This window comes from Synechococcus sp. Nb3U1, assembly GCF_021533835.1.
Taxonomy (GTDB): Bacteria; Cyanobacteriota; Cyanobacteriia; order Thermostichales; family Thermostichaceae; genus Thermostichus.
Genome location: NZ_JAKFYQ010000001.1, coordinates 1,466,538 through 1,478,567, shown reverse-complemented (window position 1 = coordinate 1,478,567; position 12,030 = coordinate 1,466,538). Strand labels below are relative to the sequence as shown.

Annotated in this window: 15 protein-coding genes and 1 pseudogene; 12 read left to right on the top strand and 4 right to left on the bottom strand. The window is 56.3% G+C overall.

Going from position 1 to position 12,030, the window contains the following annotated elements:
• Positions 1-101: 101 nt before the first annotated feature.
• Complete coding sequence (gene fabG, locus L1047_RS06820) at positions 102-863, bottom strand: 3-oxoacyl-[acyl-carrier-protein] reductase (protein ID WP_235278148.1); 762 nt, start codon at positions 861-863, stop codon at positions 102-104.
• Between the two features lie 130 nt (positions 864-993).
• Here fabG and L1047_RS06815 point away from each other — a divergent pair, with 130 nt between their 5' ends.
• Positions 994-1,908, top strand: a complete 915-nt coding sequence (locus L1047_RS06815; protein ID WP_235278146.1) for a branched-chain amino acid transaminase — start codon at positions 994-996, stop codon at positions 1,906-1,908.
• Between the two features lie 49 nt (positions 1,909-1,957).
• On the opposite strand, the gene L1047_RS06810 is transcribed toward L1047_RS06815, so the two are convergent.
• Positions 1,958-2,935 carry a DUF4335 domain-containing protein gene (locus L1047_RS06810; RefSeq protein WP_235278145.1) on the bottom strand — a complete coding sequence of 326 codons (978 nt, stop codon included), beginning with the start codon at positions 2,933-2,935 and terminating at the stop codon, positions 1,958-1,960.
• A gap of 57 nt (positions 2,936-2,992) precedes the next feature.
• Positions 2,993-3,673 carry a DUF3038 domain-containing protein gene (locus L1047_RS06805; RefSeq protein ID WP_235278144.1) on the bottom strand — a complete coding sequence of 227 codons (681 nt, stop codon included), beginning with the start codon at positions 3,671-3,673 and terminating at the stop codon, positions 2,993-2,995.
• A gap of 488 nt (positions 3,674-4,161) precedes the next feature.
• Here L1047_RS06805 and L1047_RS06800 point away from each other — a divergent pair, with 488 nt between their 5' ends.
• The 10 genes and pseudogenes from L1047_RS06800 to L1047_RS06755 all read left to right on the top strand — a co-directional run.
• The gene (locus L1047_RS06800) at positions 4,162-4,617 is read left to right on the top strand and encodes an FHA domain-containing protein (RefSeq protein WP_235278143.1); all 456 of its coding nucleotides are present in this window, start codon (positions 4,162-4,164) and stop codon (positions 4,615-4,617) included.
• Positions 4,618-4,669: 52 nt separating this feature from the next.
• Positions 4,670-5,434, top strand: coding sequence for a class I SAM-dependent methyltransferase (locus L1047_RS06795; protein WP_235278141.1), 765 nt, complete (start codon positions 4,670-4,672; stop codon positions 5,432-5,434).
• Complete coding sequence (locus tag L1047_RS06790; RefSeq protein WP_235278140.1) at positions 5,431-6,213, top strand: ABC transporter permease; 783 nt, start codon at positions 5,431-5,433, stop codon at positions 6,211-6,213. The genes L1047_RS06795 and L1047_RS06790 overlap by 4 nt, the downstream gene beginning before the upstream one ends.
• A 224-nt stretch (positions 6,214-6,437) precedes the next feature.
• Positions 6,438-6,605: a hypothetical protein gene (locus L1047_RS06785; RefSeq protein ID WP_235278138.1), complete on the top strand. Its 168-nt coding sequence runs from the start codon at positions 6,438-6,440 to the stop codon at positions 6,603-6,605.
• A gap of 328 nt (positions 6,606-6,933) precedes the next feature.
• Positions 6,934-7,731 (top strand): DUF4394 domain-containing protein, encoded by a 798-nt coding sequence (locus L1047_RS06780; protein WP_235278136.1) that lies wholly within the window; start codon positions 6,934-6,936, stop codon positions 7,729-7,731.
• Positions 7,732-7,947: 216 nt separating this feature from the next.
• Positions 7,948-8,547 (top strand): sigma-70 family RNA polymerase sigma factor, encoded by a 600-nt coding sequence (locus L1047_RS06775; protein WP_235278135.1) that lies wholly within the window; start codon positions 7,948-7,950, stop codon positions 8,545-8,547.
• Positions 8,544-9,281: an anti-sigma factor domain-containing protein gene (locus L1047_RS06770; protein ID WP_235278134.1), complete on the top strand. Its 738-nt coding sequence runs from the start codon at positions 8,544-8,546 to the stop codon at positions 9,279-9,281. Before L1047_RS06775 ends, L1047_RS06770 begins: the two co-directional genes overlap by 4 nt.
• A gap of 108 nt (positions 9,282-9,389) precedes the next feature.
• On the top strand, positions 9,390-9,611 hold the full coding sequence (locus L1047_RS06765; RefSeq protein WP_235278133.1) for a DUF2839 domain-containing protein: 222 nt from the start codon (positions 9,390-9,392) through the stop codon (positions 9,609-9,611).
• Positions 9,612-9,667: 56 nt separating this feature from the next.
• Positions 9,668-10,495, top strand: coding sequence for a carbon-nitrogen hydrolase family protein (locus tag L1047_RS06760; protein ID WP_235278132.1), 828 nt, complete (start codon positions 9,668-9,670; stop codon positions 10,493-10,495).
• Positions 10,496-10,506: 11 nt separating this feature from the next.
• Positions 10,507-10,671 (top strand): annotated as a pseudogene (locus tag L1047_RS06755) (glutaredoxin family protein); the annotation flags it as partial.
• Here the strand turns inward: L1047_RS06755 and L1047_RS06750 are convergent.
• A complete protein-coding gene (locus L1047_RS06750) occupies positions 10,670-10,861 on the bottom strand; it encodes a GntR family transcriptional regulator (RefSeq protein ID WP_235278131.1) in 192 nt (63 codons plus the stop codon). The pseudogene L1047_RS06755 and the gene L1047_RS06750 sit on opposite strands and share 2 nt — an antisense overlap.
• A gap of 172 nt (positions 10,862-11,033) precedes the next feature.
• Between L1047_RS06750 and L1047_RS06745 the strand changes: the two genes are divergently transcribed.
• Positions 11,034-11,981, top strand: a complete 948-nt coding sequence (locus tag L1047_RS06745; RefSeq protein WP_235278130.1) for an ABC transporter permease — start codon at positions 11,034-11,036, stop codon at positions 11,979-11,981.
• Positions 11,982-12,030: the final 49 nt, after the last annotated feature.

Genomic DNA, 12,030 nt, shown 5'->3' with positions numbered 1-12,030 from the left:
GGATCCCTAGGGGTCAGTAGGCTTGGCAACCGTTCCCAGGGTATCGGGTCGGGATCCCAGAGGATCGATGTTGATATCCACTCTCACTCGGTTATGGGCTATCAGTTCATCACCATGCCGCCATCAACATTGAACACCTGCCCCGTGATGTAAGCGGCTGCCGGATCAGCGGCCAAAAAGCGTACCAACCCGGCCACCTCTGCCGGGGATCCCATTCGGCCCAAGGGAATTTGCGCCACAATCGGGGTGGCATCCAGTTTCTCCGTCATTTGGGTAGCGATAAACCCTGGAGCAACAGCATTGACGGTGATGTTACGGCTGGCCAGTTCTCGGGCTGCGGATTTGGTCAAACCTACCACCCCTGCCTTAGCAGCGCTGTAGTTGGCTTGCCCGGCATTGCCTACCAGGCCTACCACAGAGGTGATGTTGATGATGCGCCCTTGCCGTTGTTTCACCATGATCTTGGCCGCTGCCTTCAAACAGAGGAAAACCCCCGTCAGGTTCAGATCCAGCACCGCCTGCCAATCTTCCGGCTTCATGCGCAGCAGCAGCGTGTCACGGGTAATACCGGCGTTATTCACCAGCACATCCACCCGGCCCCAGCGCTCCATCACCTGGGCAAAAAGTCCTTCTACAGACTCCACTTGCGAAACATCGGCAGGGAGAGCGATCCCTGGGGATCCCAGCGCTACCATCTCCTCCAGCAAAGACTCAGCCTCGGCGGCAGAACGCGCATAGTTGATCGCCACTTTTGCCCCAATCGCGGCCAAATGGAGCGCGATGGCTCGGCCAATGCCCCGACTGGCTCCTGTGACCACCACGACTTGGTCTTGCAGAGAGGGTAAAGGGAGAAGCTCAGACATAGGCGGCAGGTTCCGGGTCACTTCCAACAGCCGCAACAGTATATGACGCTTTGGGGTTGTCTGATGCCAAGGGTAAGGTTTGTAGTGATAATGTTTCTACTCCTAATTCCTAGCGTGATGGGTACCGACCATGCCAGATTTTCTGCCCTATGCCTACTTTCAGGGCCAGATTGTCCCCTTTGCTGAGGCAAAGATTTCCATTGCCACCCATGCCTTGCACTACGGGACGGCGGCGTTTGGCGGCTTGCGCGGGATCCCGGATCCGCAAAACCCTGATCAAATTCTTTTGTTTCGGTTGGATCGTCATTGCCAACGACTGAGCCAGAGTGCCCGTCTGCTCTGTTTTGACCTGCCTGCCGACCGGATCGAGCAGGTGATTGTAGAGCTGATCCAGAAGAATCGACCCACCAACTCCTTTTACATTCGCCCCTTGGTCTACACCTCAGACCTGGGCATTTCGCCCCGCCTGCACAACATCGAGAAAGACTTCTTTGTCTATGGCCTGGAATTGGGAGATTATCTCTCGCCGGAAGGGGTGAGTTGCCGCATCAGCTCCTGGGCACGGCAAGAGGATCGCAGCCTGCCCTTACGAGGCAAGATCAGCGGTGCCTACATCACCTCCTCTTTGGCGAAAACGGAGGCCGTGCAGGCGGGCTACGACGAGGCAATCTTGATGAATTCCCAGGGCAAAGTCAGCGAAGCCTCGGGCATGAATATTTTCATCGTGCGCAACGGCATTCTGATCACTCCCGGTTTCGACCAAGACATTTTGGAAGGGATCACCCGCGATAGTATCCTCACGCTGGCCCGCGACCTCGGGATCCCCACCCAAGAACGCCCGATCGACAAGTCGGAGCTGTTGATCGCCGATGAGGTGTTTTTAAGCGGTACCGCCGCCAAGATCACCCCGGTTCGCCAAATCGAGCAGTACCTCATGCCCGCCAACCGCCCCATCACCGAGCAGTTGCGACAAAAACTGGCGGCGATCACAGAAAACCGGGATCCCGACTATCCCCACTGGGTGAAGGTGGTTCGCTTCAATTAAAGGGATGGGTTTGTCTGGGATCCCAAGCCCTGAAGACATCGGGAGTCTGTCAATCTCGGGTCACTTCCAGCTGGTTGTCTGGCCCCAGGCTGACACGAAACTGTTCTGCGCCCGTCGGCAGGGGATCCGGGGGCAATTCCGGCAGATCCGCCAGAGGGGTTTGTCCCAGCCGTGCTTGGGCCAACTCGTTGGCCGGTTCAGCAGCCAGCAGGGATCCCGTCGCATCCACCGTCACCTGATAGACCAAGCTCTCCTGTAAGTCCGGGGGAGATTGCCACTGAGCCGCTAATTGCTCCTGGAGACGGCTGAGCAGATCCAAATCAGCCTCCAGATCGGCAGAAAGGGTGCGGCTGGCGGCAGGAGCAGCCTCTTGGCCAGCCGTTTCGGCAGATTCCGGCGGAGTGGCAGCTAGAGGTTGCGGTTGTGTAGGCGAAGCAGGCGTGGTGAGCTGCTCTTGCACCCGATTGGCCGTTTGATTCTCAGCTTCTGGGGTACGGGTGGCCAAAACCCCGACACCGGCCACAACAGCGATTCCGCCCACCACCAGTGCGGCAATGCCAGTGGGTTGACGATACCAGGCCCGCACCACTTGGCTTTTCAAGCTGCTCAGATGGGGGATATCCGTCGCCACCTGGGTTAAGTTTTCCAGCAGATCGTACAACTGCGTCATGGAGAGATCCACCTGGGCGATCGCTTCTTCCCCTTGCCGGACGGTGAGACGGTGAAAAATGAAATCCAGAGGACGAATGGCGACCGTGCCACTGAAGGTTCCCTTCGGCTCACCCTTCAGTTGGGATTCTACGTAACGGTCGATCACGGTGATCAGATCGTTCAGCCAAACGCTATCCCCCCACAGTCTTTTGCTGGTTTCCCCTTGCCGGATTTCCAACTGGCACTCAAACCCCCGCTGTATCGCTTGCACAGGTGGGGCAGTGCTGTTCTCATCGGGGAGGAGCGAGGTTTCCCCCTGCACCGTCAGGGTGGAGGTGGGCTGCTGATAGGTGTGGCTGAGGGTGGCGCTAGGCATGATGATGACAGACAAAGAACACGAGCAAGAGCTACAAAAGGCACTGGAGGGATGAATTCAAGCAGAGGGCGAGGCATCGGAGCCGGAGTTGGCCGCTTGGGCTATCCCCTCCTCTTCCAGCTCGCTGACGACGGGCAGATCCATCTCGGGACGGTTGAGCAACGCTTTCCACAGGCGCTGAGTCCCCTTGGGGCTACTGTAAAACATCAGCTCGATCAGGATGCGCAGAGCCAATTCGGTGATGCTATTCTCATCCCGCACATCCCCATCCACCATACGGCTGCGGTAATGGGAGAGAAATTCATCCAGGTAATCCCCCACCAGGGGTTGATGGAAAGGATTGCGTTCCTGCTCGACAGCGGCTTCCAGTTGTTCTAGGGTGCTGCGGATGCGGGCCTGTTGCTGGGCGGCCAAATAGCCAATCACCAAAACTAGGGCACGGGCCTCTTCAATATCGACCTTTTTGCGCCCACCGCTGCTGCGGCGTAAGGGATTGGCATTGCGCAGTCGCCACAGAGCCACCCGATCCCCAATTCGTTCCTGCAAGTTCAGGGCTTGGGCAGCGGCCAGAACCGCCTCGGAACTTTCCCCGCTCAAAGATTCCAACCCCAGCAATAACAAGTCCAACTGGGCTTTGATGGTGCCGGTGGCTGTGCTGAGACCATCGGGCCGATTGTCCAAAAGAGTGTGCTTGTGTTCCACCGTTACGCTGTCAAAGGGAGCATTGTGTTTCGACAAGACTCTATGATCTCCTGTCTGAGCCAAACCCGCAACCTGCCCCTCTTGCGCTTTAGGGAAACATACTTGTCCCAGTAACCCTGGCGGCCTTGCGGTGGGAAGATCCGATACTCTAAATTCAGGATCCCACAGGCACTCACCATGTTTTCATCCCTCTTTGTTAAATTGTTGAGCTGCGGGTGCTGCATCTGATCCCCAATTCCCAATTTAAGAGAAGGGCCGGGCTTGGGTGGGATGGTTGCCAATTTTGCAACGACTGGCTCTTCAAATACTGTCTTGGGGATCCAAGAGAGCGCTTTTCCTCACTAAAATAGGGAACAATGCCTCCCAGGGGAAACACGGGTTAGGGTTAGAGTTGCCTATAGCTGTATATAATGGTGTGCGAAGATAAAGGGGGAGTTGTTCCTGGGTTCTTTTGCTGTACTTAATTTTTTGACTTCAGGTTGCTACTTCTGCCCATACCTGCCGCGTTGGGTGCCTAAATCGTTATGGATGCTTCTGCTCAATCCAGCCCAGTTCATTTGGTCTTGATCTTCACGGATCAACTGGGCCAACGCGGTGTGGTGCTAGACAGCATTTACTATTCGGTGGGGCGTTCCCCCAATAACCACATTCGCCTTTACGATTCCTGTGTTTCACGGGAACATGCTCTGATTATCCGCATTCCGGAAGAGAACCAGGCGGGGCACAGCTACATGGTGTTCGATGGCAGCCCTGGATCCCGGCGCAGCACCAATGGTTTGTTTGTCAATGGCAAAGCGGTGTTGTCTCACCTCCTCAAGCCGTTTGATAAAGTCGGATTTGGCCCAAATGTAACAGCCATTGTGGAAACGACCGACCGACTCAGCTCGGAAACCTTAGCGGGCCTGTTAAAATCGCCCTCTCCTACTGGCAATACTACCCTGGTGGGATCTAAAGATACCAAGGGCTTCACCGCCGCCTGACCTGAAATTCAGGGATCTTGCAGGTGTTCAATTTGCCGAGTTCTGGGTTGTTGTGTCCCCGATTCCGCCTGCTCTGAGCCGCTACTGGCAGAATGCCTTTGACCTAGAAGCCCACCTGGCATCCTTTCTTGGCCTTGATGGGGCAGATTTACAGCAGAAGCTAAAGGCAGGGCAGCAACAACTGGCGGAACTAGGCCGACGGGACTTTCGCTGGGATCAAGCGGATCAGTTTTACCGTGATCAGGTGGGATCCACCTATCTGCTGGATTTGGCCGCCTGGCATCTGAGCAGCACCGACTACATCGGCAATACCTTGCGTCTGCTGGTGGATCATGCCCGTGGGCTGGTGTTGGATTTTGGCGGTGGCATTGGTACCCATGCGATTGGGGCTGCATTGTGTCCGGCGGTGGAACAGGTGATCTTTTGGGATCTCAACCCAATCCATCGGCAGTTAATGAAGCTGCGGGCAGAAAAGTTGGATTTGACGGAGCGGATCTGGTGTCCAGATACTTTCCCGGCAGGGATCCCATTCGACACGCTGGTTTGTTTTGATGTGATGGAACATCTGCCAAATCCGGTGGGGCAATTGCGGCAGTTTCATGACTGGCTCAAGCCAGAGGGCAAGCTGGTGATCAACTGGTACTTTTTTAAGGGCTTTCAGGGGGAGTTTCCCTTTCATCTCGACGATCCACAGGTGATCGAGGAGTTTTTTCGAGTGTTGCAGAGCCGGTTTTTGGAGGTGTTTCACCCTTACTTAATCACCAGCCGGTGTTACCGGAAATGGCCTGAGACCGCTGCGGAGGATAAACCACAATGAGACGCTACTGGCGGGTGTTGTGGCTGTTTTGGAGCACCTCTATTGCTGCCGAAATAGAGTACCGGGCCAATTTTTTCTTTGCTAGTCTCAGCAGTCTAGCTGGCTTGGCGGGGGCTTGGTTTGGGTTGTCGTTGTTTTATCAGCAGGGGCATCAGTTTGGTGGATGGAGTTGGCCTGAGGCGTTGATCGTGTTGGGGGTGTTTACGATCCTGCAGGGGGTGGCGGCCAGCAGTTTTAATGCCAATCTGAACCGCATTGTGCAGCAGGTGCAAGAGGGCACTCTCGATTTTGTCTTGCTCAAGCCGATCAGCAGCCAGTTTTGGCTTTCGGCTCGGGTGTTTTCCCCTTGGGGCCTCACGGATATTGCCTTTGGCCTCCTGGTGATTCTCTATGCTGGTATGCAATTGGGGTTACCTGCGTGGGCCTACGGGCTGGGGATCCTGCCTCTGCTGTTGGGATTGGTCATTCTTTACAGCCTCTGGTTCATGCTGGGGGCGACCAGCATTTGGTTTGTGAAAATCTACAACGTCACAGAGGTGTTGCGGGGCTTAGTGGAGGCAGGGCGGTTCCCGATTGTCGCCTATCCGGCGGCCTATCGCGTGTTTTTTACCTTCATCGTGCCGGTGGCGTTCTTAACGACGATCCCGGCGGAAACGATGCTGGGGCGGGTGCAGTGGGAGTGGCTCTTCGGATCCGGGCTGTTGGCAGTGGGGCTGTTGGCGGGATCCCATGCTTTTTGGCGCTTTGCCCTGCGTTTTTATACCAGTGCTTCAAGTTAGGTGGGCTGAGTCTTCAAAACCAGTCAAACTGGAGCTGTCGAGCCGGGATCCCAATCATGAGGCGGAGCGCGCAAGGGTTTTTGGCCCTGATGGTGGTGTTGCTTGGGGTTGAGCTGGGCGGGGGATATGGCCATTGGCAGCCTGTTTAGGGGCAATCGACGCAGCAGTTAGAACGGGCAGTACAAGCCCAAGACTGGTCACAGGCCTTGGCCATTGTCGAACAAATGATACGCACTCAACCACAACGCCGCTCCGAACTCGAAGCCTATGAGCACCTACAAGCCCTACAAGCGCAAGCCCAAACTCAGCTCTCCCCCCAGAGACTCCTGTACCTAGCCCCACCCGCCCACTGCAAGCGGGCTATGGCATCACCTGGGTTGGGAGCAGGATAGCGATCCCTGTGGCCATTTCAGCGGGTAGTTTACAAGTTCGACCTGTCGATTGAAAAAAGTTGGGATCCCAGGCATCCAAGTTTTGAATGTTCGAGTATTCCCTACAGAGGCAACTCACATGCTGCTGTCGGGAAGTGCTACTGGCCTCCCGCCAATAAAAAAGTTGAAGGGCAGGAATAGCTCCCTTACATGGGATCCCTGACATTCTCCTTTGACTACCAAGAAACAGCTCTGATTGCGGCAATCCAGAGCCCCGTAGGGGGGTTTGGAGGGGTTGGCCTCTGCTTGCACTGTCGATAAATCTGTCGATTGTTTGGGAGCTTCTTCAATGCGCAAACTCCTGGTTTCTGTAGCAGCCGGTGGCTTGGCTCTTTGCGGCTGTAGCAGTGGTCATTCTTCTCCGATGGCCATGATGCCCTCACAGGCCGATTTGGTGGCTTTGAGCAGCGGCAATCGCCTAACTTTGATTCGCTCCACGGATGCCTCGGTGCAGGGATCCCTGAGGGTGACGGGGGTGAACGGCAACTTGATCAGCATCGATGTGCGCCCCGCCAATGGTGCCCTCTACGCCCTTAGCGATACCAACATCCTCTACACCCTCAACCTGCAAACCGGTGCCGCCGTCGTCGCCAGTACGCTGTCGGTTCCGTTCACAGCAGGCACCCTTTCTGGCATAGATTTCAATCCTGTTCCGGATCGGTTGCGGCTGGTGGGATCCAACGGTCAGAACTTCCGCATCAACGTCGATACCGGCCAAGTGATTCAGGATGGAATCTTGGCTTTTGGTTCAGGGGAACTCCAGGGATCCCCACCGGCTATTACTGCGGCTGCCTACACCAACAGCGTGGCCGGATCCCAATCGACGCAGTTGTTGAATCTCGATGGCGAGCGCAATCTGCTGGTCTTGCAGAACCCCCCCAATGACGGCATCCTCACCCCGATTGGAGCTTTGGGAGTAAATTTCGGCCCTGTGGGCGGATTTGACATTCGCACCGATGGCAGTGGCATGAATACTGGCTTTGCCATCGGGGGATCCACCCTTTACCAGATTGACCTGGGTTCGGGTCGGGCGACTGCCTTGGGTAACCTGCCGGGTGGGCCCTTCTTCGGGTTAGCAGCTCTGTAACTTTACCTTGGTCTTGACCAACCGATATCACCCTCCCATTCCCCAAATCCTGACCTAATTCTGCCTCGGGGTTGGGCTTTTCCCTCTCCCCTTGTCTAGCTTGACCCTTGTATATGCAAACGATAAATTATGGAGGCCATCGTCCCGCGTGTTTTGCCTCTGGCAACGCTCATCTCTGTTCCATTTTCTCTTCCATTCCGTTCTCCCTGCCTACCCATGAAGTTTGAGGGTAACAAGACCCAGGGATCCCTGCAGGAGAATACCGATGCAGAGGTATTTCTGGCCCTGAAAGCGGGGCAGCCGCAGGCTTTAGCAATTCTCTATGATCGACATGTGGGCCTGGTGTACGGGATTGCCTACAAGGTGCTGGGCAATGCTGCCGAAGCCGAGGATCTCACCCAAGATATTTTCTTGAACCTGACCCATTCCTCCTTCGACCCCCAACGGGGATCCCTGCGCACTTATCTGGGCATCCTGGTGCGCTCCCGCTGTTTGGATCGGCTGCGATCCTGGCGCAATCGGCAGCGGTCTTTGGAACGGGGCAAAGTGGAATTACAGGCCCAAGGCAGTTTCAGCAGGGATCCCTCCCTAGAGCAACTTTCGCAAACGGAGCGGCTGGAAGAAGTGCAAACGGCTTTGGCAGAGCTATCCGAAAGTCAACGACAAATCTTAAAAATGGCCTACTACGAAGGCATGAGCCAATCCGAGATCGCCAAGCAATTGAATCTGCCCTTAGGCACGGTCAAGGCTAGAGCTAGGCGGGGGCTGTTGCGGCTGCGGCAACGGTTGGATCCCAAAATGGGAGGCCCCTCATGAAAGCAGAATCGGTATCTCCAGAAGAGCTGCAACTGTGGCTGGCTGGCTACGTCCTCGGAGATCTCTCTCCGGAGGAAGCAGAAGGTTTGCAGATCATCTTGAAGCAGCAACCGCAACTGCAACAGGAGCTGGACGCTCTCCAACAGGCCCTAGAAATCGCCCACGCTGTCGAAGAGATGCAACCATCCCCAACTCTACGGGCCTCCCTGTTGCAGGCCCAAGCTGAATTAGCCCGTCAGCCTTTGCCAACTCCCATGCGTCATGGATCTCGATTCAGTCCCGTGGGAGCTTTGGCTGCTGGGTTGATCGTGGCTTTGGGATTGGGGAATTTTTATCTTTGGCACAGGCTACAGGTGGCGCAGGTTCAGCCAGGAGCGGTTTTGACCTATGAGTTGCAGCCTACTGCCGAAACGCTCACCGGTTCTGTGACTGTGCAAGTGGATCCAGGTCGCTTACAGGGAAGCTTGGTGGCCCGAGATTTACCCCCCCTGCCCGAAGGTCGGGTTTATGCCCTTTGGGTGGTGTTAGAACCTGGAGCCCCCTTCACCACCGATGAGGCCGGGGCCATTCTCACCCAAGCCTTTCGCGTGGATAAGGCCGGAAATCTAGAGCAAGAGATCCGTCTGCCGCCCGTGTTTCAATCAGTGGAGTGGGTACGGGCCGTGGCTATTACCGAAGAAGAGGAGAGTCGTCCCCAAGCCCATCAGGGCTCCCCACTGTGGATAGCCAGTTAGGCCAGTTAATGGAGCCTGTTGACACCCATTCAAGACAGGATCCCTTGCGATTAAGATAGGAGTCGCCACCCTAGCAATGCAGCAATAAGGTAACGTGGAGGCAACCCTATGGGCGAAGCTAAGCGCCGTAAAACCCGCGACACCCAGAATCCTGACCAAGAGTTGGTGTTTCCCCAACTGAAGGATATTCCCCTCACCAAAAGGCAAGCGCGCACGATCTACAATTGGACAACCCGTGGAGCCTGGGCGGGCATCATTCTGCTGGCGATTTTTTGGGTCGTGGTAAGATTCGTAGGCCCAACCTTTGGCTGGTGGCATTTGGTTGGTTAAGCCTCTTAGGATCCTGCAAAGATCTTCTCAAGATCTACCTTTCCGGAGTTTTCTCTATGCGCCCCTATCTGGCAGCCGCCATCCAGATGACCAGCATTCCCAACTTAGCCACCAATTTGCAGCAGGCGGAAGAGTGGATTGATTTTGCGGTGCGGCAGGGGTGTGAGCTAGTAACGTTGCCAGAAAACTTTGCTTTTATGGGGCCAGAAGCTGAGAAAACCCGCCTTGCTCAAGAAATCTCGGAGCGGGCCGAAGCCTTTTTGAGCAAAATGGCTCAGCGCTATCAAGTGTTTGTCTTTGGAGGAGGATATCCTGTCCCGGATCAGCAGGGCAGAATCTACAATACTGCTGCTCTCTACGATCCTGATGGCAAGGAAATCTCTCGCTATCGCAAAATTCATTTATTTGATGTCAATTTACCCGATGGCAACACCTACCGTGAGTCCAGCACAGTGGTCAGTGGTGATGAATTGGTAACTTGTGAGCACGAGCAATTGGGACACCTCGGATTGTCAGTCTGTTACGACGTGCGCTTCCCGGAGTTGTACCGCTCTTTGGTGGATCGGGGGGCCCAGATTTTGCTCGTTCCTGCTGCCTTTACCGCCTACACTGGGCGAGATCACTGGCAAATTTTGCTGCAATGCCGAGCGATTGAGAATACTTGCTATGTGATTGCTCCTGCCCAAGTGGGCAACCACTACGAACGGCGACAATGCCACGGCCATGCCATGATTTTGGATCCCTGGGGGGTGATCCTGGCGGATGCAGGCGGCGAAAAACCGGGGGTGGCGATTGCCGAAATTGACCCGGAGCGCCTTCAGTCGGTACGGCGGCAAATGCCCTCGATACAACATCGTCGCCTGGCCTGTGCGGTCACCCGTTGAGGATAAGCTTTATGTCTTGGCCGCCCCTGATTCTCTACAGCAAACCCGGTTGCCACCTTTGTGAAGGTTTGGCAGACAAGTTACGGCAAATCCCCGAGCTCCCCTCTCTGGAAATCCGCGACATCACCACTCATTCCACTTGGTGGGATCGATACCAATTGGAAATTCCGGTGCTCAGCTTGGCAGGGGATCCCGTACCGGAGTAATGCTGACCTGAAAGGCATTGGCCAGTTCCGCCTGGGTCAGTCGGGATCCCCCTGGTAATGCCCCCGATAAAATGGCCCGCCGCAACTGCTCGGTGACGGTGGCTTGGGTGGTGCGCGGGATCCCGGCCAAGGAAGCAAGCACAGGTTTGACAGCAGTCATGGGCGGCTACGGCGAAGCAATGTTTCCATCATCCGCTGTGGATGGGGAAATGCAAATCGCCTACAGGATATATCCTATATTATGTATCGCCAGCTATGGATGTTTTCCGGCGGGATCCCTAAGATGCTGGGACATTCCTTGGGTAGGAGCGGCCTTCGTGATCCCATCGTTGATGCCATTTCTGAGGCGGTGGCGCTCCCTGGGGGTCGTGCTGGCGGGGGCGGTCGCCTTACTGGCCAGTGCTCCCACAGAGATGACCTCCGGTTGGCTGTGGGCCACGCTGCGTAGCGCCTCTCCGATTTTGTTTGTGGTGTTAGGGGAAACCCTGACCCAACTGACGGGGGTGATCAACCTGGGGGTGGAAGGGCAAATGCTGCTGGGGGCCTGCGTTGGTTTTGCCGTTACGGTGACGAGCCAAAACCCCTGGCTGGGCCTGCTGGCGGGATCCCTGGCTGGTCTGGCCCTGTCGGGCTTGCACATGCTGCTCTGCGTGGGCTTACGCACCAACGCCATTGCCAGTGGTGTGGCCGTATGGGTGCTGGGATCCGGCCTCAGTGCCTACTGGGGGCGCGCCTACGTGGGGCAAAAGATCAGTGGATTGGGCGCGGTGGTGGGGGAGTTGACCCCGACTATCCTGCTGTCGCTGCTGCTGGTGCCCATCATCGGGGTCTTGGTCTATGGCACCCACACGGGATTGATCTGGCGGGCAGTGGGGGAATCGATCCCGGCTTCCCGCAGCATGGGGATCCGACCCTGGTGGGTACAGATGCAGGGTGTCGGCATCGGGGGTTTGCTCGCAGGCTTGGGTGGGGCAGCGCTGTCGGTGGACTATACCCTCACCTGGGCGGAAAACATGACCGCTGGCCGAGGTCTGGTGGCGGTGGGCTTGGTGATCGTGGCCCGGTGGAATCCCTTTTGGGCCTGTCCGGCAGCCCTGCTGTTTGGTGGATCCGAGGCGTTGTACCTGCGGCTGCAATCGATGGGGGTGGAGGTGTCGTCCTATTTGTTGGCCACACTGCCCTACCTAGTGTCGCTGGCAGTGTTGGTTGTCAGTTCGGCTACAGCCCAACGGGGGGGAATGCCCCAGGGGTTGAAAGGGGTCTTTGGCAGCACGGGCTGATGCCGTCAGGCTGTCTCGCTCCGGTCTTTACCCATGGCCCAGAATGTGG

What these genes read in the sequence shown, in the direction of transcription:
- L1047_RS06790 (WP_235278140.1), top strand. Translation starts at nt 5,431, where the DNA reads ATGAGACGCTACTGGCGGGTGTTGTGGCTGTTTTGGAGCACCTCTATT.
- L1047_RS06765 (WP_235278133.1), top strand. Translation starts at nt 9,390, where the DNA reads ATGGGCGAAGCTAAGCGCCGTAAAACCCGCGACACCCAGAATCCTGAC.
- L1047_RS06800 (WP_235278143.1), top strand. Translation starts at nt 4,162, where the DNA reads ATGGATGCTTCTGCTCAATCCAGCCCAGTTCATTTGGTCTTGATCTTC.
- L1047_RS06750 (WP_235278131.1), bottom strand. Translation starts at nt 10,861, where the DNA reads ATGACTGCTGTCAAACCTGTGCTTGCTTCCTTGGCCGGGATCCCGCGC.
- L1047_RS06815 (WP_235278146.1), top strand. Translation starts at nt 994, where the DNA reads ATGCCAGATTTTCTGCCCTATGCCTACTTTCAGGGCCAGATTGTCCCC.
- L1047_RS06770 (WP_235278134.1), top strand. Translation starts at nt 8,544, where the DNA reads ATGAAAGCAGAATCGGTATCTCCAGAAGAGCTGCAACTGTGGCTGGCT.
- L1047_RS06810 (WP_235278145.1), bottom strand. Translation starts at nt 2,935, where the DNA reads ATGCCTAGCGCCACCCTCAGCCACACCTATCAGCAGCCCACCTCCACC.
- L1047_RS06775 (WP_235278135.1), top strand. Translation starts at nt 7,948, where the DNA reads ATGAAGTTTGAGGGTAACAAGACCCAGGGATCCCTGCAGGAGAATACC.
- fabG (WP_235278148.1), bottom strand. Translation starts at nt 863, where the DNA reads ATGTCTGAGCTTCTCCCTTTACCCTCTCTGCAAGACCAAGTCGTGGTG.
- L1047_RS06780 (WP_235278136.1), top strand. Translation starts at nt 6,934, where the DNA reads ATGCGCAAACTCCTGGTTTCTGTAGCAGCCGGTGGCTTGGCTCTTTGC.
- L1047_RS06785 (WP_235278138.1), top strand. Translation starts at nt 6,438, where the DNA reads ATGATACGCACTCAACCACAACGCCGCTCCGAACTCGAAGCCTATGAG.
- L1047_RS06745 (WP_235278130.1), top strand. Translation starts at nt 11,034, where the DNA reads ATGCCATTTCTGAGGCGGTGGCGCTCCCTGGGGGTCGTGCTGGCGGGG.
- L1047_RS06760 (WP_235278132.1), top strand. Translation starts at nt 9,668, where the DNA reads ATGCGCCCCTATCTGGCAGCCGCCATCCAGATGACCAGCATTCCCAAC.